The sequence below is a fragment of the Flavobacterium sp. ACN6 genome (assembly GCF_002304005.1).
Taxonomy (GTDB): domain Bacteria; phylum Bacteroidota; class Bacteroidia; order Flavobacteriales; family Flavobacteriaceae; genus Flavobacterium.
Genome location: NZ_MRCQ01000003.1, coordinates 316713 through 340273, shown reverse-complemented (window position 1 = coordinate 340273; position 23561 = coordinate 316713). Strand labels below are relative to the sequence as shown.

At 31.8% G+C, this 23561-nt stretch carries 22 protein-coding genes; 21 read left to right on the top strand and 1 reads right to left on the bottom strand.

Annotated elements, in window-relative coordinates:
* The 10 genes from rpsM (at nucleotide 1) to ctlX (ending at nucleotide 9204) form a co-directional block, all read left to right on the top strand.
* Nucleotides 1-375 carry a 30S ribosomal protein S13 gene (gene rpsM, locus BSF42_RS06890; RefSeq protein ID WP_095952360.1) on the top strand — a complete coding sequence of 125 codons (375 nt, stop codon included), beginning with the start codon at nucleotides 1-3 and terminating at the stop codon, nucleotides 373-375.
* Nucleotides 376-383: 8 nt separating this feature from the next.
* The gene (gene rpsK, locus BSF42_RS06885) at nucleotides 384-767 is read left to right on the top strand and encodes a 30S ribosomal protein S11 (RefSeq protein WP_007803677.1); all 384 of its coding nucleotides are present in this window, start codon (nucleotides 384-386) and stop codon (nucleotides 765-767) included.
* 91 nt (nucleotides 768-858) lie between these two features.
* Nucleotides 859-1464, top strand: a complete 606-nt coding sequence (rpsD, locus tag BSF42_RS06880) for a 30S ribosomal protein S4 (RefSeq protein WP_095931494.1) — start codon at nucleotides 859-861, stop codon at nucleotides 1462-1464.
* Nucleotides 1465-1485: 21 nt separating this feature from the next.
* A complete protein-coding gene (locus BSF42_RS06875) occupies nucleotides 1486-2478 on the top strand; it encodes a DNA-directed RNA polymerase subunit alpha (RefSeq protein ID WP_008464329.1) in 993 nt (330 codons plus the stop codon).
* Between the two features lie 36 nt (nucleotides 2479-2514).
* A complete protein-coding gene (gene rplQ, locus BSF42_RS06870; RefSeq protein WP_031456031.1) occupies nucleotides 2515-3006 on the top strand; it encodes a 50S ribosomal protein L17 in 492 nt (163 codons plus the stop codon).
* A gap of 247 nt (nucleotides 3007-3253) precedes the next feature.
* The gene (carA, locus tag BSF42_RS06865) at nucleotides 3254-4372 is read left to right on the top strand and encodes a glutamine-hydrolyzing carbamoyl-phosphate synthase small subunit (protein WP_095952359.1); all 1119 of its coding nucleotides are present in this window, start codon (nucleotides 3254-3256) and stop codon (nucleotides 4370-4372) included.
* A 102-nt stretch (nucleotides 4373-4474) separates the two neighbouring features.
* Entirely contained in the window at nucleotides 4475-5767 is a 1293-nt protein-coding gene (gene eno / locus BSF42_RS06860; protein ID WP_095952358.1) for a phosphopyruvate hydratase, read from the top strand.
* Nucleotides 5768-5921: 154 nt separating this feature from the next.
* Nucleotides 5922-7199 (top strand): citrate synthase, encoded by a 1278-nt coding sequence (locus BSF42_RS06855; protein ID WP_095952357.1) that lies wholly within the window; start codon nucleotides 5922-5924, stop codon nucleotides 7197-7199.
* Between the two features lie 63 nt (nucleotides 7200-7262).
* Nucleotides 7263-8177: a dimethylarginine dimethylaminohydrolase family protein gene (locus BSF42_RS06850; RefSeq protein ID WP_095952356.1), complete on the top strand. Its 915-nt coding sequence runs from the start codon at nucleotides 7263-7265 to the stop codon at nucleotides 8175-8177.
* Between the two features lie 91 nt (nucleotides 8178-8268).
* Nucleotides 8269-9204: a citrulline utilization hydrolase CtlX gene (ctlX, locus tag BSF42_RS06845; RefSeq protein WP_095952355.1), complete on the top strand. Its 936-nt coding sequence runs from the start codon at nucleotides 8269-8271 to the stop codon at nucleotides 9202-9204.
* A gap of 79 nt (nucleotides 9205-9283) precedes the next feature.
* Here the strand turns inward: ctlX and BSF42_RS06840 are convergent, their stop codons facing one another.
* Nucleotides 9284-9913, bottom strand: coding sequence for a MarC family NAAT transporter (locus BSF42_RS06840; protein WP_095952354.1), 630 nt, complete (start codon nucleotides 9911-9913; stop codon nucleotides 9284-9286).
* Nucleotides 9914-10067: 154 nt separating this feature from the next.
* Here BSF42_RS06840 and BSF42_RS06835 point away from each other — a divergent pair, with 154 nt between their 5' ends.
* The 11 genes from BSF42_RS06835 (at nucleotide 10068) to BSF42_RS06785 (ending at nucleotide 23560) form a co-directional block, all read left to right on the top strand.
* Nucleotides 10068-10433: a CoA-binding protein gene (locus BSF42_RS06835; protein WP_095952353.1), complete on the top strand. Its 366-nt coding sequence runs from the start codon at nucleotides 10068-10070 to the stop codon at nucleotides 10431-10433.
* A 131-nt stretch (nucleotides 10434-10564) separates the two neighbouring features.
* Nucleotides 10565-11185 carry a recombination mediator RecR gene (recR, locus tag BSF42_RS06830; protein WP_095952352.1) on the top strand — a complete coding sequence of 207 codons (621 nt, stop codon included), beginning with the start codon at nucleotides 10565-10567 and terminating at the stop codon, nucleotides 11183-11185.
* A 69-nt stretch (nucleotides 11186-11254) separates the two neighbouring features.
* Nucleotides 11255-12049, top strand: a complete 795-nt coding sequence (locus tag BSF42_RS06825) for a polysaccharide biosynthesis/export family protein (protein ID WP_095952351.1) — start codon at nucleotides 11255-11257, stop codon at nucleotides 12047-12049.
* Between the two features lie 15 nt (nucleotides 12050-12064).
* Nucleotides 12065-14512 (top strand): polysaccharide biosynthesis tyrosine autokinase, encoded by a 2448-nt coding sequence (locus BSF42_RS06820; protein ID WP_095952350.1) that lies wholly within the window; start codon nucleotides 12065-12067, stop codon nucleotides 14510-14512.
* Nucleotides 14513-14522: 10 nt separating this feature from the next.
* Nucleotides 14523-15506: an SDR family oxidoreductase gene (locus tag BSF42_RS06815; protein ID WP_095952349.1), complete on the top strand. Its 984-nt coding sequence runs from the start codon at nucleotides 14523-14525 to the stop codon at nucleotides 15504-15506.
* A gap of 27 nt (nucleotides 15507-15533) precedes the next feature.
* Complete coding sequence (locus BSF42_RS06810; RefSeq protein WP_095952348.1) at nucleotides 15534-16925, top strand: UDP-glucose 6-dehydrogenase; 1392 nt, start codon at nucleotides 15534-15536, stop codon at nucleotides 16923-16925.
* A 68-nt stretch (nucleotides 16926-16993) separates the two neighbouring features.
* Nucleotides 16994-17458, top strand: coding sequence for a UpxY family transcription antiterminator (locus BSF42_RS06805; RefSeq protein WP_095952347.1), 465 nt, complete (start codon nucleotides 16994-16996; stop codon nucleotides 17456-17458).
* A gap of 280 nt (nucleotides 17459-17738) precedes the next feature.
* On the top strand, nucleotides 17739-19028 hold the full coding sequence (locus BSF42_RS06800; RefSeq protein ID WP_095952445.1) for a nucleotide sugar dehydrogenase: 1290 nt from the start codon (nucleotides 17739-17741) through the stop codon (nucleotides 19026-19028).
* Between the two features lie 30 nt (nucleotides 19029-19058).
* Complete coding sequence (locus tag BSF42_RS06795) at nucleotides 19059-20066, top strand: mannose-1-phosphate guanylyltransferase (protein WP_095952346.1); 1008 nt, start codon at nucleotides 19059-19061, stop codon at nucleotides 20064-20066.
* 12 nt (nucleotides 20067-20078) lie between these two features.
* Nucleotides 20079-21125, top strand: a complete 1047-nt coding sequence (gene rfbB, locus BSF42_RS06790; RefSeq protein ID WP_095952345.1) for a dTDP-glucose 4,6-dehydratase — start codon at nucleotides 20079-20081, stop codon at nucleotides 21123-21125.
* An 11-nt stretch (nucleotides 21126-21136) separates the two neighbouring features.
* Nucleotides 21137-23560, top strand: a complete 2424-nt coding sequence (locus BSF42_RS06785; RefSeq protein ID WP_095952344.1) for an SLBB domain-containing protein — start codon at nucleotides 21137-21139, stop codon at nucleotides 23558-23560.
* The last annotated feature ends 1 nt before the right edge of the window (nucleotide 23561 follow it).

Below are 23561 nucleotides of genomic sequence, written 5' to 3'. Positions count from 1 at the left end.
ATGGCAAGAATAGCAGGGGTAGATATCCCAAAAAACAAAAGAGGTGTTATTGCACTTACCTACATCTTCGGATTAGGAAAAAGTAGAGCTATTGAGATTTTGGAGAAAGCTCAAGTAAGCCAAGATAAAAAAGTTCAAGATTGGAATGATGATGAGATCGGAGCAATTCGTGAAGCTGTTTCATTTTACAAAATTGAAGGAGAATTACGTTCTGAAGTTTCTTTAAACATTAAGCGTTTAATGGATATTGGATGTTACAGAGGTATTCGTCATAGATCTGGTCTTCCATTAAGAGGGCAAAGAACTAAAAACAACTCAAGAACAAGAAAAGGTAAAAGAAAAACTGTTGCTAACAAGAAAAAAGCAACTAAATAATAAGTAATATGGCTAAAGCAACTGCAAAAAAACGTAAAGTTATCGTTGAATCAACGGGTGAGGCTCATATTTCTGCCACTTTTAATAACATTATTATTTCTTTGACTAATAAGAAAGGTGAAGTTATCTCTTGGTCTTCAGCTGGTAAAATGGGCTTTAGAGGTTCTAAAAAGAACACTCCTTATGCAGCTCAAATGGCAGCAGAAGATTGCTCTAAAGTAGCACTTGAGGCAGGACTTAAAAAAGTGAAAGTTTATGTAAAAGGACCAGGTAACGGACGTGAGTCTGCTATCCGTTCTATTCATAACGGTGGAATTGAAGTTACAGAAATTATTGATGTTACTCCAATGCCTCACAACGGATGTCGTCCTCCGAAAAGACGTAGAGTTTAATTTTTTATTTTTATAGTATAAACAAGGTAGAACATAGATTATCGAAGGATTAGACCTGAATTCATAATTTCTACCTTAAATTTTTTTTAAAATGGCAAGATATACTGGTCCTAAAACCAAAATCGCTCGTAAATTTGGCGAGGCAATCTTCGGAGATGATAAATCTTTCGAAAAAAGAAATTACCCACCTGGACAACACGGGATGGCTAAAAAAAGAGGAAAAAAATCTGAGTACGCTGTTCAGTTAATGGAAAAGCAAAAAGCTAAATATTCTTATGGAATTTTAGAAAAACAATTCAGAAATTTATTCGAAAAAGCATCAGCTACTAAAGGAGTTACTGGTGAAGTTTTATTACAACTATGTGAAGCTAGATTAGATAATGTTGTTTTTAGAATGGGAATTGCTCCATCTAGAAGAGGTGCGCGTCAAATCGTTTCTCACAGACACGTTACTGTAAATGGAGAAGTTGTTAATATTCCTTCTTACCACCTTAAGCCTGGTGATAAAGTTGCAGTTCGTGAAAAATCTAAATCTTTAGAAGCTATCGAACGTTCTTTATCAAATTCAAGTCATGTTTATGAATGGATTACTTGGAACAATGATCTTAAAGAAGGAACTTTCGTTTCTGTACCTGCGAGACTTCAAATTCCAGAAAACATTAAAGAACAATTAATCGTAGAGTTGTACAACAAATAATAATTGACTTAGTCGAAATTTATGGCAATATTTAATTTTCAAAAGCCCGATAAAGTTATCATGATCGATTCAACCGATTTTGAAGGTAAATTCGAATTTAGACCTTTAGAACCTGGTTACGGATTGACAGTTGGTAATGCACTTAGAAGAGTTTTGCTTTCAGCATTAGAAGGTTATGCAATTACATCTGTTCGTATCGAAGGTGTAGATCATGAGTTTTCTACTATTTCAGGTGTTGTTGAAGATGTTACCGAAATTATCCTTAATCTGAAACAAGTACGTTTCAAACGTCAAATTGAAGATATCGATAATGAATCAGTTACTATTTCTGTTTCTGGTAAAGATCAATTAACAGCAGGTGATTTTCAAAAATTTATCTCAGGTTTTCAAGTTTTGAATCCAGACCTTGTTATCTGTAATTTAGATTCTAAAATCAAATTGAACTTCGATTTAACAATCGAAAAAGGTAGAGGATACGTTCCTGCTGAGGAGAACAAAAAACAAAATGCTGCAATTGGAACGATTTTTACAGATTCTATTTTTACTCCGGTAAAAAATGTAAAATATGCAATCGAAAATTTCCGTGTAGAGCAAAAAACAGATTACGAAAAATTGGTTTTTGAAATTAAAACTGATGGATCTATTAATCCAAAAGATGCTCTTACTGAAGCTGCTAAAGTTTTAATTCACCATTTCATGTTGTTTTCTGATGAAAGAATTACACTTGAGGCTGACGAAATTGCACAAACAGAATCGTATGATGAAGAGTCATTGCATATGAGACAATTGCTTAAAACTAAGCTTGTTGATATGGATTTATCTGTGAGAGCATTAAATTGCTTGAAAGCGGCTGAAGTTGATACACTTGGTGATTTAGTATCGTTCAATAAAAATGACTTAATGAAATTCCGTAATTTTGGTAAAAAATCTTTAACTGAGCTAGATGAACTTGTAGCTGTTAAGAATTTAACTTTCGGAATGGACTTAGCTAAATACAAATTAGATAAAGAATAATTCAATCCGCCTAGGCGGATTAAATTTAAAATAGCAATGAGACACGGAAAAAAATTCAATCACTTAAGCAGACAGACTGGACATAGAAAAGCTATGTTGGCTAATATGGCTTGTTCTCTTATTGAGCACAAACGTATTAACACTACTGTTGCTAAGGCTAAAGCGCTTAAACAATTCGTTGAGCCTTTAATCACAAAATCAAAAGAAGATACGACTCACAATCGTCGTATTGTTTTTGCTTACTTACGTAGCAAATATGCTGTAACTGACTTGTTCAGAGATGTAGCTGCTAAAGTTGGTGACCGTCCAGGTGGATACACTCGTATCATTAAAGTTGGAAATCGTTTGGGAGATAATGCTGATATGGCAATGATCGAACTTGTAGATTTCAATGAACTTTACAATGGTGGTAAAAAAGAAGTTAAAAAAGCTAAAAGCCGTCGTGGTGGTAAAGCAAAAAAAGCTGAGGAGACAACTCCTGAAGCTCCAGCTGCTGAATCAGAAACGACTACTGAAGCTTCTGAATAATTATGAAAGTAATGATTCTATAAAAATCAAGGATAAACTAATTTTTAGTTTATCCTTTTTTTTTTGATTTTTTTAAACCTGTAGAAATGTAACTTATTTAGAATGTTAGGTTTTATTTTTATTAATGAAAGTTTTAAAAAATCTTGGAAGCGCTTCTTTAAAGAAGTAAATTTGCACAATATCTAATTACATTTATAACCATTGTTATGGTTTTAAACTTGATAAAAAAAACAATACAAATTAAATAATGAAATACACAACACGAAAAAGCGCCATTTTATTACTTAGTGATGGAACAATTTTTCACGGAAAATCTATCGGAATTAGCGGTAAAACTTTTGGTGAAGTTTGTTTTAATACAGGAATGACAGGATATCAAGAGATCTTTACAGATCCTTCTTATTTTGGACAAATTATGGTTACTACTAATCCGCACATTGGGAATTATGGTATAAACGATTTAGAAATTGAATCAGAAAGTGTAAAAATAGCTGGTTTAGTTTGTAAAAATTTTAGCTTTAACTATTCAAGAGAAGGTGCTTCAGGAAGTTTGGAGGATTATTTTACTAAGCAAAATTTAATTTGTATCTCTGATGTTGATACAAGAGCTCTAGTTAGTTACATTCGCGATAATGGTGCAATGAACGCTGTTATTTGTACAGATGGAACTTCTATTGAAGATTTGAAGAAAGAATTGGCTAATGTTCCAGACATGGAAGGATTAGAGCTGGCTTCTAAAGTATCTACAAAAGAGCCTTATTTTGTTGGTGATGAAAATGCGACTTATAAAATTTCGGCTTTAGACTTGGGTATTAAAAAGAATATCTTAAGAAATCTTGCCAAAAGAGATTGTTACATCAAGGTTTTTCCATACGATTCTACCTATGAAGATTTAACAGCATTTAATCCAAATGGTTATTTCTTGTCAAATGGACCTGGGGATCCTGATCCGCTTTTTGGTGCAATCGAAGTTGCTAAGAGAATTATAGCTGATGATAAGCCTTTATTTGGTATCTGTTTAGGTCATCAGGTAATTGCACTTGCGAATGGTGTAAAAACTTATAAGATGTTTGGTGGACACAGAGGTATTAATCATCCTGTGAAAAATCTTCTCACAGGTAAAGGTGAAATTACATCTCAAAATCATGGATTTGCTGTTAAAAGAGAAGCTTTAGTAGGACATCCTGAGTTAGAACTTACACACATACATTTAAATGATGATACGGTTGCAGGAATGCGTATGAAGAATAAGAATTGTTTCTCAGTTCAATACCATCCAGAAGCTAGTCCTGGACCACACGATTCGTCCTATTTGTTCGATCAGTTTGTAGAGAATATTAAACTAGCTGAGTCTAAAACGATATAGTTAATAAATAAAGGTGTTTAATAATTAGAATCCGTTTATAGTATTAAATATTTTTATAATTTCGAAAAAAAAAATAGAATTTATTAATAAAAAACAAAAATAATGAGTATTATAATTAAAGTTCACGCAAGACAAATTCTTGATTCTAGAGGTAATCCTACTATTGAAGTTGATGTAATAACTGAAAATGGAGTTTTAGGTAGAGCGGCTGTTCCATCTGGAGCATCAACCGGAGAGCATGAAGCTGTTGAATTACGTGATGGAGGTAAAGCTTATCTTGGAAAAGGAGTTTTGAATGCAGTGAATAATGTAAATACTGTTATTGCTGAAGAATTAGTTGGAACTTCTGTTTTCGAACAAAATACAATCGATCAGTTAATGATTGATTTAGATGGAACTCCAAACAAATCTAAATTAGGAGCTAATGCAATTTTAGGTGTTTCTTTAGCTGCTGCAAAGGCTGCTGCTAATGAACTAGGCTTACCATTATACAGATATGTAGGTGGTGTTTCTGCTAATACATTGCCAGTTCCAATGATGAACATCATTAATGGTGGTTCTCACTCTGATGCTCCTATCGCATTTCAAGAGTTTATGATTTTCCCAGTAAAAGCAACTTCTTTTACACATGCTATGCAAATGGGAACTGAAATTTTCCACAGTTTGAAAAAAGTATTACATGACAGAGGTTTAAGTACAGCTGTTGGTGACGAAGGAGGTTTTGCTCCAAATTTAGCTGGTGGTACTGAAGATGCTTTAGATACTATCAAACTTGCAGTTGAAAAAGCAGGATATACTTTCGGTGACGAAATTATGATTGCTCTTGACTGTGCAGCTTCTGAATTCTATGTAAACGGAAAATACGATTATACGAAATTTGAAGGAGAAACTGGAAAAATCAGAACTTCTGAGGAGCAAGCTGATTATTTAGCTGAACTTGCCGCTAAATATCCAATTATCTCTATTGAAGATGGTATGTACGAAGATGACTGGGACGGATGGAAATATTTAACTGAAAAAATTGGAAATAAAGTACAATTAGTAGGTGATGATTTATTTGTTACTAATGTTGCTCGTTTGTCAACTGGTATTGAAAAAGGAATTGCTAACTCAATCCTTGTAAAAGTAAACCAAATTGGTACTTTAACAGAAACTATTGCTGCTGTAAATATGGCTAAAAATGCTGGTTATACATCTGTAATGTCTCACCGTTCTGGAGAAACTGAAGATAATACAATTGCAGATTTAGCTGTTGCTTTAAACTGTGGTCAAATTAAAACAGGTTCTGCTTCTCGTTCAGATCGTATGGCTAAATACAACCAATTATTGAGAATAGAAGAAGAATTAGGAAGCACTGCTTATTTCCCTGGTTTAAACGCTTTTAAAATCAAATAATTGTAAAAATTATATATTGAAAAGAAACCATCTGTATTTGCAGATGGTTTTTTTTTGGAGTTTTAACAAATTCATAGCAGTATTCTTTTTTTAATTAGTCTTAAATTCATTAGATTTGGTAAATTATTATTTAAAGAATTATTTCCAAGATATTATGTCAAAAATAGCTACATTAGAAATAGATGGTAAAAAGATTGAACTTCCGGTAATCACAGGGAGCGAAAACGAATCAGCTATCGATATTAACAAATTACGTGATTTAACTGGTTTTATTACAATTGATCCGGGTTATAAAAACTCTGGATCTTGTACAAGCGAAATCACTTTCCTAGATGGAGAATTAGGAATTTTACGTTACAGAGGATATTCAATTGAAGATTTGGCTGAAAAAGCTAGTTTCTTAGAAGTTTCATATCTTTTGATTTTTGGAGAGTTGCCTACTGCTGCACAATTAGAAGATTTTGAAAATGGTATTAAAAAACATTCTTTGGTAAACGAAGAAATGAAAAATATCATTGATGGTTTTCCAAAAACAGCTCATCCAATGGGAGTCTTATCTGCTTTAACAAGTGCTTTAACGGCATTTAATCCAAAAGCGGTAAATGTTGATAACGAAAAAGAAATGTATGAAGCTATTTGTAAAACAATGGCTAAATTTCTTGTGATTGCTACATGGACTTACAGAAAGTCAATGGGGTATCCATTAAATTATTACGATAATACAAAAGGATATGTAGAGAGCTTTATGCAATTAATGTTTAAATTGCCTACAGGACCTTACTCTGCAAATCCAGTAATTGTAAATGCTTTAGATAAACTATTTATTCTTCATGCAGATCACGAACAAAACTGTTCAACTTCTACTGTTAGAATGGTAGGTTCTTCACATGCAGGTTTATTTGCTTCAGTTTCTGCGGGTGTTTCTGCTCTTTGGGGGCCTCTTCACGGAGGTGCAAACCAAGCGGTACTTGAAATGCTTGAGGAAATTAATAAAGACGGTGGTGATACTGATAAGTTTTTAGCGAAAGCAAAAGACAAAAATGATCCTTTCCGTTTAATGGGATTTGGTCATAGAGTTTATAAAAACTTCGATCCAAGAGCAAGAATCATTAAAAAAGCAGCTAAAGAAGTTTTAGAAACTTTAGGTGTTGAAGATCCAATTTTAGAAATTGCTAAAAAACTAGAAACTGCAGCTCTTGAAGATGATTATTTCAAATCAAGAAATTTATATCCAAACGTTGATTTCTACTCTGGAATCATTTATAGAGCGTTAGGAATTCCAACTGATATGTTTACTGTTATGTTTGCAATTGGAAGATTGCCAGGCTGGATTGCACAATGGAAAGAAATGCGTGAAAACAAAGAGCCAATTGGAAGACCAAGACAAATTTATACTGGACATCCTTTAAGAGACTTTAAGTCTAACAAATAAAAAAACTAAAGCTTTACTTAACTGTAAAGCTTTTTTTATCTTTGTCCAAAATATAATAAAGTTATGTTGCAATTAAATGTAAAGAACGAAACGTCAAGATTACGTGCTGTAGTTTTGGGTTCTGCCGTTCATAATGGGCCAACTCCTTCATTAGAAGAAGCCTATGATCCTAAGTCGTTGGAACATATTAAAGCAGGAACATATCCAATCGAAAAAGATATGGTTGCTGAAATGGATGCTTTTAATGCCGTTTTTCAAAAGTATGATGTAACTGTTTATCGCCCTGAATTGATAGAAAACTACAATCAGATCTTTGCAAGAGATATTGGATTTGTAATTGATGATATTTTTATAAAATCTAATATTTTACCAGATCGTGAACGTGAATTGGATGCAATTCAATATGTAATAGATCAAATAGATCCTTTAAAAGTTGTGCGTCCGCCAGAAGAAGTTCATATCGAAGGTGGTGATGTAATGCTGTGGAATGATCACATTTTTATAGGTACTTACAAAGGAAGTGATTATAAAGATTATATAACTGCAAGAACAAATATGCACGGTGTTAATTTTATTAAAGAATTATTTCCTAATAAAATTGTAAAGGAATTTGATTTGGTTAAATCAAAATTAGAAGCTAGAGATAATGCACTGCATTTAGATTGCTGTTTTCAGCCTGTTGGAAAAGATAAAGGAATTATTTACAAAAGAGGTTTCCGCGAAGAAGCAGATTATTTGTATTTAGTTAATCTTTTTGGTAAAGAAAATTTGTTTCATATCGAAAGAGAAGAAATGTACAATATGTTCTCAAATGTCTTTTCGATTGACAAAGATGTTGTTGTTTCTGAGAAAAATTTTACCCGATTAAATAATTGGCTTCGTTCAAAAGGATTTACTGTAGAGGAAATTCCGTATGCAGAAATTGCAAAACAAGAAGGTTTGTTGAGATGTTCAACTTTACCATTAATTAGAGACTAAAAATAGTTTTTGGGTTTCAAGTTTCAGGTTTCAAGTTTTTTACAAGACGTGAAACCTGAAACTTAAAACTTGAAACAAAAAAACATAAAAAATGAAACAAACAACAAATGCAATTGTAATGATTCGGCCAGTTGCTTTTCGAATGAATGAGCAGACGGCTGTAAATAATTATTACCAAAAAGTATTAGACGGTTTATTACCAAGTACTGTAAATGCAAAAGCACAACAGGAGTTTGATACTTTTGTTGAAAAGCTTACGGCTGTTGGTGTTGATGTTACTGTGATTGAAGATTCTTTAGAAACAGATACGCCAGATAGTATTTTTCCAAATAATTGGGTTTCATTTCACGAAAATGGAGATGTAGCTCTCTATCCAATGTTTGCAGAAAATCGTCGTCAGGAACGTCGTGAAGATATTTTGGATACTTTGGAAGAAAAAGGATTTGAGATTTCTAATATAATGGATTATACATCTGCAGAGGAAGATGGAATTTTCTTGGAAGGAACGGGAAGTTTGTTGTTGGATAGAGCAAATGGAAAAGCGTATTGTGCATTGTCTCCAAGAGCAGATGAAGAGTTGTTTATAGAGTTTTGCGAAGATTTTGATTATGCTCCAGTTATTTTTGAAGCTTTTCAAACAGTTGATGGCGAGCGTAAGCTTATTTATCATACAAATGTAATGATGTGCTTAGGTGAAACTTTTGCTGTTATTTGTGCAGATTGTATTGATGATAAAAAAGAACGCAAAATGGTTTTGGATAATCTTAAAGCTGATCAAAAAGAAATCATTTTAATTACCGAAGCTCAAGTGAATAATTTCGCTGGAAATATGTTGGAAGTTCGTGGGAAAGATGATAAGCGATATCTTATAATGAGTGCATCTGCTCATCAAAGTTTAACTGCGAAACAAATTGCCCAGTTAGAAAATCACGCTGAAATTATAAGTTCAAGTCTTGATACGATTGAAGCCTGCGGAGGCGGAAGTGCGAGATGCATGATGGCCGAGGTCTTTTTGCCTAGAAGTTAAAAAATGAAAAATATAAATAAGAAAAGGGATAAAATCAAAAATTAGATTTTATCCCTTTTCTTATTTACAAACATATATCTTACATTAAATTTCCTTTAATAATATTTACTAGCGAGCTTACAATATATTGAATTCCGATAGAAATAACTATAAAGCCAACAATTCTGGAAATTGCAACAATACCCGAAGCACCTAAAATTCTAGCTAAATAATGAGCGCTTTTTAGAATTACAAAAATTGCAACAGCAATTGCTAAAATCGCAAGACAAGAAAAAATAATTTCTTCAATCTCGTGATGTTCTTGATAAAATGCAATTAGTAAGGACATTGAGCCTGGTCCCGCCAGCATTGGTATAGCTAAAGGAGTGAGTGCAATATCATTTCTTTGTTGTACTTCATTTTCTATTTTTTTGTTAATTCCTCGTTTTTTATTGAATTTACCAGAAAGCAGTGAAAATCCTGAATTTACAATTACAATACCGCCGGCAATTCTAAGCGCATCAATGCTGATTCCGAAAAAAGTCAAAACATATTGACCTATAAAATAAGAAACTAATAATATAATAAAGACGTTTATTGCTGTCCATAACGAAATTCTTGAACGTTCTTTTTGTGAATCATGCTGTGTTAATCCAACAAAAATAGGCACAGTGCCAATAGGGTTTAAGACTGAAAAAAGAGCGGCAAATAGGTAAATAAATAAATCCATATAAAAATTGGTTAGTGAGGTAAAAATAATCAAATTTTAATAGCTGCATGATAAATTAAAAAGAGGATATTATTTTTTTACAGTTAATATTCTAAATTAATAAAACAATTTAAACCAGCACTTTTGATTACTTTTGTACCATATATTTATTATTATGAAAAACAAAAAAACCTTACTTCTTGGTGCTACTACAAGACCAGATCGTTATGCTTTTAGAGCTATAAATGCCCTGACTCAAAAAGGACATACTGTAATTGCAATTGGACAACAAACGGGAGAAGTTGCAGGTGTAAAAATTCACACAAAAGCCATTCCTGTAAAAAATATAGATACAGTAACATTATATCTGAATCCGAATAATCAGCGTGATTACTACAATTATATTATAGAAGCACAGCCTAAAAGAGTGATTTTTAATCCAGGTACAGAAAATCCGCAATTATATCAATTGTTAGAGTTGAATAATATTGAGGTAGAAGTTGCATGTACTTTAGTTTTACTGGCTACAAATCAATATTAAAAACTGTTTTTTATTAAATAGTTTAGCCTGCATTCGATTGATGAGATTTTATTTAATCAGTGAATTTTATTCATTGTGAATTTAATCAATCGTATGCAGGCTAAATCATTAAAAGTATTACTTTTGTCGTCATGGAATTTTCATCAAAATTAATTGAAAAAGCGGTTAACGAAATGTCGCAATTGCCTGGCATTGGTAAGCGTACAGCACTTCGATTGGTTCTTCATCTGCTTAAGCAGCCTAAAGAACAAACTTCTTTTTTGTCCCAAGCATTATTAAATATGCGGGAAGATATTAAATTTTGTGAAAGCTGTCATAATATTTCGGATACTAAAATCTGTGAAATCTGCGCTAATGCTCTCAGGAATCATGAGACTATATGTGTAGTTGAAGATATTAGAGATGTAATGGCGATCGAAAATACGGGCCAATTTAAAGGTATTTATCATGTTCTTGGAGGAAAGATTTCACCAATTGAAGGAGTGGGGCCAAATCAACTGAATATTTCAACTTTGGTAGAAAAAGTGAAATCAGGGAAAGTGGTTGAGATTATTTTTGCCCTAAGTTCAACAATGGAAGGAGATACAACGAATTTCTATATTTATAAGCAAATAGGCGAGTCAAATATTGTAATATCAACAATAGCAAGAGGAATATCTGTTGGTGACGAATTAGAATATGCAGATGAAATAACATTAGGGAGAAGTATTTTACATAGGGTTCCTTTTGAAAAAACATTTAAAAATAATTAACTAAAACCCCAAATAATTTCGATTTTCCAAGCATTAAAGGAAAAACTTTATTTGTATAAAATTAAACTAATGACAAAAAACAACTTTTATCTATTTTTATTAATCTCGGTATTATTTACATCTTGTATTCCGATTAAAGATTTAGTTTATCTTCAAGATAAAAGTACTTCAAGCGAGCAAAATTCTATTGCCGCGGTAGAATCAAAACCATATAGATTACAAGTTAATGATGTTTTAAGTATAAACATAAAAGCAATTGATCCAAAACTAGTTTCTATATTTAATACATCAAATACAGAAGGAGTTCAAGCTGCTAAGTCGGAATCAGATCTTTATTTTGATGGTTTTACAGTTGATGATCATGGAAATATCAGAATGCCAATTTTAGGCGAAATAAATGTAATTGGTTATACACTTGAAGAAGTTCGTGTAAAAATTGAAAAAAAATTATTAGAAGAATATTTTAAAAGTGAAGCAAATATTTTTGTTACTGTAAAACTGGCCGGTTTTAGATATACAATTAATGGAGAAGTTGGAAGTACAGGCACAAAAACTTTATTTAAAGATAATGTTACTATTCTGGAGGCTATCGCTAATGCTGGAGATATTACTACAGTTGGTAATAGAAAAGCAGTAACTGTAATTCGTCAGACACCTACGGGTGTCCAAATGAATGATATTGATCTTACAGATGTGAATGTGATGAAATCTCCTTATTATTATTTGCAGCCAAACGATTATATTTATGTGAAACCATTAAGACAAAAAACTTGGGGTACGGGGCAAACTGGGATTCAGTCTATTGGAACAATTATTACATTACTATCTTTGGCAACAACGGTTTATCTTATTATACAAAATTAAAAACAGATCTAAAAAATGTTAGATATTAAAGATTTTTCCATTTTTGAAAATCATTCCAATTTTGATTTTAAGGGTCTCTTATTGAAAATTGTTAGTTACTGGAAATGGTTTCTTATTAGTTTGATCATTGCGTTAACAATAGCTTATCAGGTAAACATTCGTAAAGAAAAAATTTATGGAATGCAGACTATGATTTCTATTAAAGAAGAAAGTAATCCATTTTTTACTTCAAATACAAGTTTAGTTTTTAATTGGGGAGGGATTTCGGATCAAGTCAATGGAATTTCCACAATTTTAAAATCAAGATCTCACAACGAACTAGTTGTGGATAAACTGCAGTTTTATATTGATTATTTAGAACAAGGAAAATATAATTTAATTGATTCGTATGGTGCTGTGCCTTTTTATGTAAATATTGATAAATCAAAAGGACAGCTTGCCAATGCATTAATAAAAATTAAATTTTTGAGTGAAAGCGAATATCAAATTGAAATTCCTTTTGAAAATAATTCAGTTTCATTAATTACTTACAGTAATAACACTTATAGTAATACATCTGTACAAGTTGGAACTTTTTCAAAAAGATACAAAGTCGGAGAACAGGTAAAGCTGCCTTTTTTAAACTGGACACTTCAAATAACAGATAATCCAGGTTTTTATAAGGGGAAAGAATATTTTGTTAGATTTAATGATTTTGAAGGGACTGTCTCTAGGTATAGGGGAATAAATGTTGACGGTGATAAAGGAAGCGGATCATTGTTGACATTGTCAATGCAGGGAACAAATAAAGCAAGAATGGTTGATTATTTGAATTCTACTGTGAAAATGCTTATAAAAATACAGTTGGATGGTAAAAATCAGTTTGCAACCAATACTATTAAATTTATTGATAGTACTTTGGTTGCGATGGAATCCCAGTTGAAACAAACAGGTAACGAACTAAAAACTTTTCAAAAGGACAAAAATATTTTTCAAATAGAAGATGGCGGTTCTAAAGTTTCCGATAAAATAATGAATTTTGATCTTGAGAGAGATGAAGTAACTCGAAAAATTGCATATTACAATTCATTAAAATCGTATTTAAACAGCAGTAGTGATTATTCTAGATTACCAGCACCTTCAGTAGCAGGAATTGAAGATCCAAACATCATAGCCAGCGTTTCAAAATTAATAGCTCTTTCAACTCAAAGATCTGAAATGTCCTATGCTGTAAAAAGCGAAAAAATCTTTAAAGATTTTGATAATCAAATGCAGGCTTTAAAAAATGTTCTACAAGAAAATATAACAACAGCAAAAACGTCTTTACTTTATGATCTGTCCGTAGTAAATGCTAAAATAGGTCAAGCAGAAAGTACTGTTCGAAAACTTCCTGAAGAACAGCAAGAATTATTGAAAATCAAAAGAAAATATGATTTAAATGATAATATTTATACTGAGTTTCTTCAAAAGAGAAACGAAGCAGAAATTGTAAAAGCATCTAATTTGTCAGATATTCATTTTATTGATCCAGCCAAAGATATTGGAGATGGTTTAATTGGTCCTAAAACGTCAGCAAATTATATTCTGGCTTTATTTTTAGGTACTCTAATTCCTTTGTTATTTGTGTTTGCTATTTTCTTCATTAATAATTCTATTCAAAATGCCGAGGATATAAGCAAATTGACTCAAATACCTTTACTAGGAGTAATTGGTGTAAGTAAAGATTCAAGAAGTCTGGCAGTTTTTGATAAGCCCAAGTCGGCTCTTTCCGAGGCTTTTAGAGGGGTGCGTTCTTCGTTGCAATTTTTATATAAAAAACAACAAGTCAGCGGATCAAAAACGTTAATGATTACTTCTTCAATCAGTGGTGAAGGAAAAACATTTTGCTCGATAAATATTGCAACTGTCTTTGCATTAAGTGAAAAGAAAACTGTAATTGTTGGTTTAGATTTGAGAAAACCTAGATTAGCGGATGAGTTTCAATTGACAACGCCCTTAGGAGTTGTTAACTACTTAATTAGGCAAAATAGTTTGGAAGAAATTACGAGTTCAACTTCCATTCCAAATTTAGATGTAATACTTTCTGGCCCAATTCCTCCAAATCCATCTGAACTTATTTTAAGTGATGCAATGAAGGAATTAATTGATAAATTAAAAGAGAAATACGATTATATAATTTTGGATACGCCGCCCGTTGGTTTAGTTGCAGATTCATTAGAATTAGTTCAATTTGCAGATGTTACATTATACATTGTGAGACAAAATTATACCAAAAAAGAAATGATAACAATGTTAAATAACAGAATCAAACGTGGTGAGTTAAGCAATATTAGTATAGTCCTTAATGGTTATGAAAATAAGGCTAAATATGGTACAGCTTATGGCTACGGATATGGTTATGGTGCTTATTCAGATGGTTATCATGAAGAAGAAGTTAAATTAGGATTTTGGAAATCACTATTAAATAGATTTAAAAAGAGCTAATCTTAGATAAATGGAAAACACATCAAAAAAAATAATTTTAATTACTGGAGGAGCTGGATTTATTGGTTCTAATTTGACGGAATACTTTTTAGGATTAGGTCATAAAGTGATTTGTTTGGATAATTTTTCGACAGGTCATCGTCATAATTTAAAAGATTTTTTAAGCAACCCTGATTTTAAATTAATAGAAGGAGATATTCGAAATCTAGATGATTGTGTTCTTGCTGTTGAAGGTGTAGATTATGTTTTGCATCAAGCAGCGTTAGGTTCTGTACCTCGATCAATAAAAGATCCTATTACTACAAATGATGTTAATGTTTCAGGATTTTTAAACATGCTTACTGCGGCTCGAGATGCTAAAGTAAAACGTTTTGTTTATGCGGCGAGTTCTTCAACTTATGGAGATTCACAAGGGCTTCCAAAAGTAGAAGAAGTAATAGGGAAGCCATTGTCGCCTTATGCTATTACTAAATATGTAAACGAATTATATGCTGAAATTTTCAGTAAAACATACGGATTGGAAACTATAGGATTACGTTATTTTAATGTTTTCGGTAGAAAGCAAGATCCAAATGGAGCTTATGCAGCTGTAATACCAAAATTTGTAAAGCAGTTTATGAATTATGAAAGCCCAGTAATTAATGGAGACGGAAATTATTCTCGTGATTTTACTTACATTGATAATGTGATTCAAATGAATGAATTAGCGATGATTTGTGAAAATCCAGCGGCTGTAAACTCTGTTTATAACACCGCATTTGGAGATCGAAATACATTAAATGATTTAGTTAAATATTTAAAACAATATTTGTCTGAATTTGATTCAAAAATAAATGATGTTCAAGTTGTTTATGGAGAAAATAGGGTGGGAGATATTCCTCATTCATTAGCCAGCATCGAAAAGGCAAAGAATATATTAGGTTATGATCCAGAATATTCCTTAGAAGCTGGATTGAAAGAAGCTGTTGGATGGTATTGGGAGAATTTAAAATAAATAAAGATTAAGATAATAATAGATCAAATGAAAATTACAAAAATTTGCTGCATAGGGGCAGGATATGTTGGTGGTCCTACAATGGCGGTTATTGCTCAAAAATGTCCACATATTCAAGTTACAGTTGTTGATTTAAATGAACAAAGAATAGCTGACTGGAACGATACTAATCCTGAAAATATCCCAATTTATGAACCTGGACTTTCTGAAATTGTATCGGAAGCAAGAGGTCGAAACTTGTTTTTTTCTACGGATGTAGATAAAGCAATCGACGAGGCGCAGATGATATTTATTTCGGTAAATACGCCAACAAAAACGTATGGAAAAGGAAAAGGGATGGCTGCAGATTTAAAATATATTGAATTATGTGCCAGACAAATTGCGAGAGTGGCAGAACAAAACAAAATCGTAGTTGAAAAATCTACGTTACCTGTTCGTACTGCTGAGGCAATTAAAAGTATTTTGGATAATACAGGAAATGGAGTTCAATTTCAGATTTTATCCAATCCAGAATTTTTAGCTGAAGGAACAGCAGTTACAGATTTATTGAATCCTGACAGGATTTTAATTGGCGGAGATACAACTCCAGAAGGTCAGGAGGCAATTAATGCACTAGTGGGTGTCTATGCAAACTGGGTGAGTAAAGATAAAATTTTAACAACAAATGTTTGGTCTTCAGAGTTATCGAAGCTTACTGCAAATGCATTTTTAGCGCAGCGCATTTCATCAATTAATGCAATGTCTGAATTGTGTGAAAAAACAGGTGCAAATGTAAATGAAGTAGCTAGAGCGATTGGAATGGACAGTAGAATTGGGCCTAAATTTCTTAAAGCTTCAGTTGGTTTTGGAGGTTCATGCTTCCAAAAGGATATCTTAAATTTGGTTTACATAGCTAAATCATACGGATTGAACGAAGTTGCTGATTATTGGGAGCAAGTTATTATTATGAATGATCATCAAAAAAGAAGATTTTCAAATAAAATTGTTCAAACTTTATATAATACAGTTGCCGATAAAAAAATTACATTCTTAGGCTGGGCGTTTAAAAAAGATACAAATGATACCAGAGAGTCTGCTGCAATTTATGTTGCAGATGACTTAATTAATGAGCAGGCAAAGATTTCAGTTTTTGATCCAAAAGTTTCGAGAAATAAAATGCTGGCTGATTTAGATTATTTAGAAACAAGAATAAGTGAAGAGAATATCAAATCTTTGAATGTTTTTGATAATGCTTATGAGGCATGTGCTGGATCTCATGCAATTGCAATACTAACTGAATGGGACGAATTTACGAGTTACGATTGGAAAAAGATTTACGATTCAATGCATAAGCCCGCTTTCGTTTTTGATGGAAGAAATATTTTGGATGGTAAACAATTAGAATCAATTGGTTTTGTATATACAAATATTGGTTCTTAAATTAGTTTGTAAGAAATTGAAGTGACTAATATGAGGTAGTAAAAAAATACTTCGATATAAAGAAAAAAATGAATTGGTACGTAGTTTATACAAAACCTAAATGGGAAAAGAAAGTTGCAGATAAACTGGGTCAATTAGGAATTGAATGCTATTGTCCTTTAATTGCTCAAGTTAAACAATGGTCAGATAGAAAGAAAAAAATTGAAGTGCCGCTTTTTAATTCTTACGTTTTTGTCCAGATAGCAGATTCAGATAGGAATTCGGTTTTTCAAGTTGCAGGGGTTGTAAGATATTTATTTTGGCTTGGTAAACCCGCGATAGTAAAAGATCAAGAAATTGAAGTTATAAAAACAAGTCTTCAGGCAACCAACATAAGTGATGTTTCAGTTTCAACAATACAAGTTGGTGACAAAATTAAATTAGATTCGGGAGCATTTAGTAATCAAAATGCTATTGTACAAGAAATATCGAATAAATATTATGTTCTTGTATTAGAAACATTAGGATGCGTTTTGAAAATAAAGTATAAATAATTGCGTTATCAAATAAAATTAACAGAAGAGAAAGTCTTTTTTAGATTTTTTTCTTCTGTTTTTTTTATAAAGTAATTATTTACACCTTGATTAATAACGTATTGTGTTTTAAGGCTTTTTTATTAACAACTGTTTTTTGTTTATTACGGGAAACCGTATTGAAAAAGTAGAGTTATTGTATTATATTTGCCGAAAATGATTAATTTAGGTAGCTGAGTTGCAATTTGTGACTTGGAACGGCGAAGCCGTGAATTTTAATGACCTAAATAAATTAAAAAAAATGGAATTAGAAAAAAATGTAAAAATTGCGGTTATAGGTTTAGGCTATGTAGGATTGCCTTTAGCTCGATTATTTGCTACAAAATATTCGGTAGTTGGTTTTGATATTAATGAATCAAGAGTCAATTCTTTAAAATCTGGGACTGACTCAACTTTAGAAGTTGAAGATGATGTTTTGCAAAAGGTTTTAATTACGAATCCTAATGATGTAAAAGGACTATATTGTTCAACATCGCTAAGTGATATTGAAGGATGCAATTATTATATAGTTACAGTACCAACACCAGTCGATAAAAATAACAGACCAGATTTAACTCCTTTATATAAATCTAGTGAGACTGTTGGAAAGGTTTTAAAGAAAGGCGACGTTGTTGTTTACGAATCTACAGTATATCCTGGCGCTACGGAAGAGCAATGTGTACCAGTTCTAGAACGAGTTTCAGGTCTGATATTTAATGAAGATTTTTTTGCAGGATATTCACCAGAAAGAATAAATCCAGGAGATAAAGAGCATACTGTCGAAAAAATTCTAAAAGTTACTTCTGGTTCGACACCAGAAATCGGTTTCAAGGTTGATGAATTATATAAATCAGTCATTACAGCAGGAACCCACTTAGCACCAAGTATTAAAGTAGCAGAAGCAGCGAAAGTTATTGAAAATTCACAACGTGATATCAATATTGCTTTTGTAAACGAATTGGCTAAAATATTCAACTTAATGAATATTGATACACAAGAAGTTTTAGAGGCTGCATCAACAAAATGGAATTTCTTGCCTTTTAAACCAGGTCTTGTTGGGGGACATTGTATTGGTGTCGATCCTTATTATTTAGCACAAAGAGCACAAGAATTTGGATATCATCCTGAAATAATTTTGGCAGGAAGACGTTTGAATGACAGCATGGGAGAATATGTGGCTTCACAAATAGTGAAGTTAATGATAAAGAAAGGAATTTCGGTAAATGGAGCAAGTCTTTTAATGTTAGGAATTACTTTTAAAGAAAATTGTCCAGATGTTAGAAATACTAAAATTGTTGATGTCGTAAAAGCTTTAAAGGATTACGGTATAGTAGTTACGATTTTTGATCCGTTAGCGAATGCAGATGAGGTTAAAAAAGAATATAAATTAGAAACTATTAAATCTTTGTCAAAAGAAAAATTTGATGCAATTGTTTTGGGGGTATCCCATAATGAATTTTTAAAATTGAATTTTTCAGCATTACAAAATGAAAATAGTTTATTGTATGATGTAAAAGGAGTTTTAGGTGCCATAGCGGACAACAGATTGTAATAGTTTAAAGCTTTTTTAATTTAAAGAGAAATGGAAAATAATAATTCAATTATACATGTAATTTTGACGGGAGGAGTTGGAAGCAGATTATGGCCTCTCTCTCGCAAAAGTAAACCTAAACAATACCTCGAAATATTTGAAGGAAAATCTTTATTTGAAATGACCGTTGAAAGAAATAGTCATTTAGCTAATAAAGTAATGGTAGTTGGTAATATCGATAATCATCAATTAAGCGCTAAAGTAATGGATAAAACCAATACTTCTTATATAAACATTATTGAAGCAACTCCGCGAAATACTGCCGCAGCAATCGCTTTTGCAGCATTTGCATCAGAACTAGATGATATTTTAATTATCACACCATCAGATCATATTATCGATAAAATGGCTGATTATAATAATGCAATTCAAGAAGCAATTTCAAAAGCAAAAGAGGGTTATATTGTTACTTTTGGAATTATTCCAACAAAACCTGAAACAGGTTATGGATATATTGAATCAAAAGGTGATAAAGTATTGTCATTTCGTGAAAAACCAAATGAAACTACTGCGAAAGATTTCATAGCAAGAGGTAATTTTTTATGGAATAGTGGTATGTTTTGTTTTAAGGCTAGCGTCCTTTTAGAAGAATTAAAACAATTTCAGCCTGATGTTTATCAAAAATCAAGAGCAGTTTGGGAAGCTAATAAAGAGGGGTTTTTAGATTTAGATTTGTCTATGGAAATTCCTTCAATTAGTATTGATTATGCTGTCATGGAGCGAAGCAAAAAAATTAAAGTAGTACCAGCTTCATTTTCGTGGTCTGATTTAGGTTCTTTCGAATCGGTTTACGAATATTTGGTAACGAAAGGACATCCTATCGATAACAACGGAAATATGGTTATCGGTTGTGAAAAATATACTGTGTTTTTAGGGCTAAGAAACACTATTTTTATACATACAAATACTGCTAATTTGATTTTACAAAAAGAAAATTCGCAAGATGTAAAGGATATATATAATGATTTAGAAAAACAAAATTCAGATTTATTAAATTAATTGAAATTTAAAATGAAAAAAATTCTTATAACCGGTGGTGCTGGTTTTATTGGTTCTCATGTAGTAAGACGTTTTGTAAATAAATATCCTGAGTATCAAATTTTTAATTTAGATGCTTTGACTTATGCTGGTAATTTGGAAAATATTAAAGATATTCAAGATCAATCAAATTATACGTTTGTAAAAGGGGATATTGTTGATGAGACGTTTATAAATGAATTATTTTCAATTCATAATTTTGACGGGGTGTTGCACCTAGCCGCAGAATCTCATGTAGACCGTTCAATCAAAGATCCTTTAGCATTTGTTAAAACAAATGTGATTGGTACAATGAACCTTCTAAATGCAGCAAAAAATCAATGGAAAGAGAATTTTGAAAATAAAAGATTTTATCATATTAGCACTGATGAAGTTTATGGATCCCTTGGAGCCGAAGGTCTTTTTACTGAAACGACACCATATGATCCAAATTCACCTTATTCAGCTTCAAAGGCAAGTTCAGATCACTTCGTTAGAGCTTATGGAGAAACTTATGGCTTACCTTACGTTTTAACAAATTGTTCTAATAATTATGGGTCTTATCATTTTCCTGAAAAATTAATTCCGCTTTTTATAAATAACATTATTAATAATAAATCATTGCCAGTTTATGGAGATGGTAATTATACAAGAGATTGGTTATTTGTAGAAGATCATGCTATCGCAATAGATTTAGTTTTTCATGAAGGCCAAAATCATGAAACTTACAATATTGGTGGTTTTAATGAGTGGAAAAATATTGACTTGGTTAAACTGTTATGTCAAATAATGGATGAGAAATTAGGGAGAGAAAGTGGAACATCAGCAAAATTGATAACTTATGTACAAGATAGACCTGGCCATGATTTGCGTTATGCAATTGATGCTTCAAAAATTAATAAAGAACTAGGTTGGAAACCATCTGTGACTTTCGAGGAAGGTCTAGAGAGAACGATAAATTGGTATCTTACTAATGAAGAGTGGCTGCAAAATGTAACATCTGGATCTTATAAAGATTATTATAAGAAACAATATTCTTAAATTAAATCAGCATGAAAAAAATAACATTTGTTCTTATTCTGTTTTTTATTTTTTTACTTTCTTATAATGCGAATGCGCAAGATATTCTAAAAACGAAAGATTTAAGTACAGTTAAAGTTGATTATCTATCGGATGACGACTTATCTAAAATTAGTGCACAACTTAAGGCTAATAATACTACAATTGAACAAGTTGAAACGATGGCAATTTCGAAAGGAATGAGTCAGAATGAATATAACAAATTAAAGCTGAGGTTAAATGATTACTTAAAAAAATCTAATAAAGAAGAGGAAAAACCTAGAATTCAAAAAAAGGAAAATGATTATGGAAGAAGTCAAGATAACATTAAAAATGAGAAAGTAAAAGATTCAGTAAATGCATTGATTTTCGGATCTGAACTTTTTGATAATCCGACTTTGAATTTTGAACCAGATTTAAGCATAGCTACTCCTGTTAATTATATATTAGGACCAGGTGACGAATTACAAGTGAGCATCTATGGAGTCCAAGAATTTAATGCTAATATACCAGTAAGTGTAGAAGGTAAAATTTCTATTCAATATGTTGGTCAAATTGCGGTATCAGGAATGACGGTTGAGGCAGCGACACAAAAAATTAAGGCTTCCATAGCAAGAGTTTACAGTACAGTTAGCTCTGGACAGTCACAGGTCAGTGTTAGTTTGGGCAAAATACGAACAATTAAAGTCACCATTGTAGGTGGCAAACAGCCAGGAAATTATTCTATTTCTTCTTTGGCAACTGTTTATAATGCATTGCACTTAGCAGGTGGTCCAGGAAAAAATGGCAGTTACAGAAATATAGAATTAATTAGGAATAATAAAGTTTTTAAGAATATTGACATTTATAGATTTTTGGTAAAAGGAGATCAATCTGATAACATTAATTTAAAAGAAAATGACGTAATAAGAATCCCAGCTTATAGTGAACGCGTTATAGTTGCAGGAGAAGTAAAACGTCCAGGAATTTTTGAAATGAAAAACGGGGAAAGTTTTTCAGATTTACTAAATTTTGCTTCAGGCTTTAATGAATTTGCTTATACAGCTTCAGTAAATGTATTACAGAAAACAGGTAAGGAATTTAAAGTTCATGATATAAATGAAAGTGAATATAGCTCTTATTTTCCTCAGTCTGGAGATGTTTTTAGAATTACTAAAATTTTAAACCGTTTTGAGAATCGAATTAAAATTGAAGGAGCAGTCTTTAGACCAAACTATTATTCTTATAATGAAGGAATGAGAATTACGGATCTTATTACAAGAGCAGAAGGACTTACCGAAGATGCGTACACAAAGAGAGCGAGAGTAATTCGTTTAAAAACAGACTTAACGACAGAAATTGTGAATATTGATTTAAGTGCGGCAATTTCTGGAGATCTAAATGCTGACATTGAACTAAAAAGAGAGGATATAGTTACCGTATATTCTATTCTTGATTTTAGGGAAGAGTACAAAGTGACCATAGAGGGCGAAGTTAAAAATCCTGGAGTATACGAGTTTTATGAGAATTTGACTTTAAATGACTTAATTGTTCAAGTTGGCGGATTAACTGGATCTGCATCTAAAAGAGTTGAAATTGCCAGAATGATAAAATCTGATTATATTGATGATTCTGACCCTAAACGTATTGAATTGATTCAGTTTGAAATTTTATCTGATAATAATGAACAGACAAAGAATTTTATTTTAAAGCCTTTCGATGTGGTTAATATTCGACGTATAGCAGTTTATGAAAAACCGCAGAGTGTAGTGATAAAAGGAGCTGTTGCATATCCTGGAAAATATGTTTTAGCAAATAAAAAAGAAACTGTTTATAATGTTGTAATGAGAGCTGGCGGTCTAACCTCAGTTGCTAATTTAGAAGGAATGAAAATTCTCAGACCAATTAAAGAAGATCAAATAGATAAAATAAAAAGTGTTGATTTAAATCTATCAAACAACGATACATTAAATGAAAAACTAACTAGGAAATTAAAAGACGAGTTAAGATTTGCGACTATTCCAGTTAACTGGGAAAAAATTGTTAATAATAAAAATCATTATTCTAACGTGACTTTGTTTCCAGGTGATGAAATTGATGTTGCAGTTTATAATGAGGGAGTTAAAGTAACAGGTAATGTCTTATTGACTTCTGAAATTCCATATAGAAAGGGGAAAAACTTTAAATATTATATCAATTCAGTAGGAGGGGTTGACAGCAAGGGCTGGAAGAAAAAAGCATATATTATTTATCCAAATGGAAAAGCAGATGTGACGAAATCGTTTTTATTTTTTAGATCATACCCTGCAGTAGAACCAGATTCACAAATAGTAGTTCCTGAAAAGCCCGAAACTAAAAAAATGAGCACTGGAGAGTGGGTTAGTATTGGAAGTGTAATAACAAGTTTAGCCTTGTTGATTGTAACAGCCTTTAAATAGA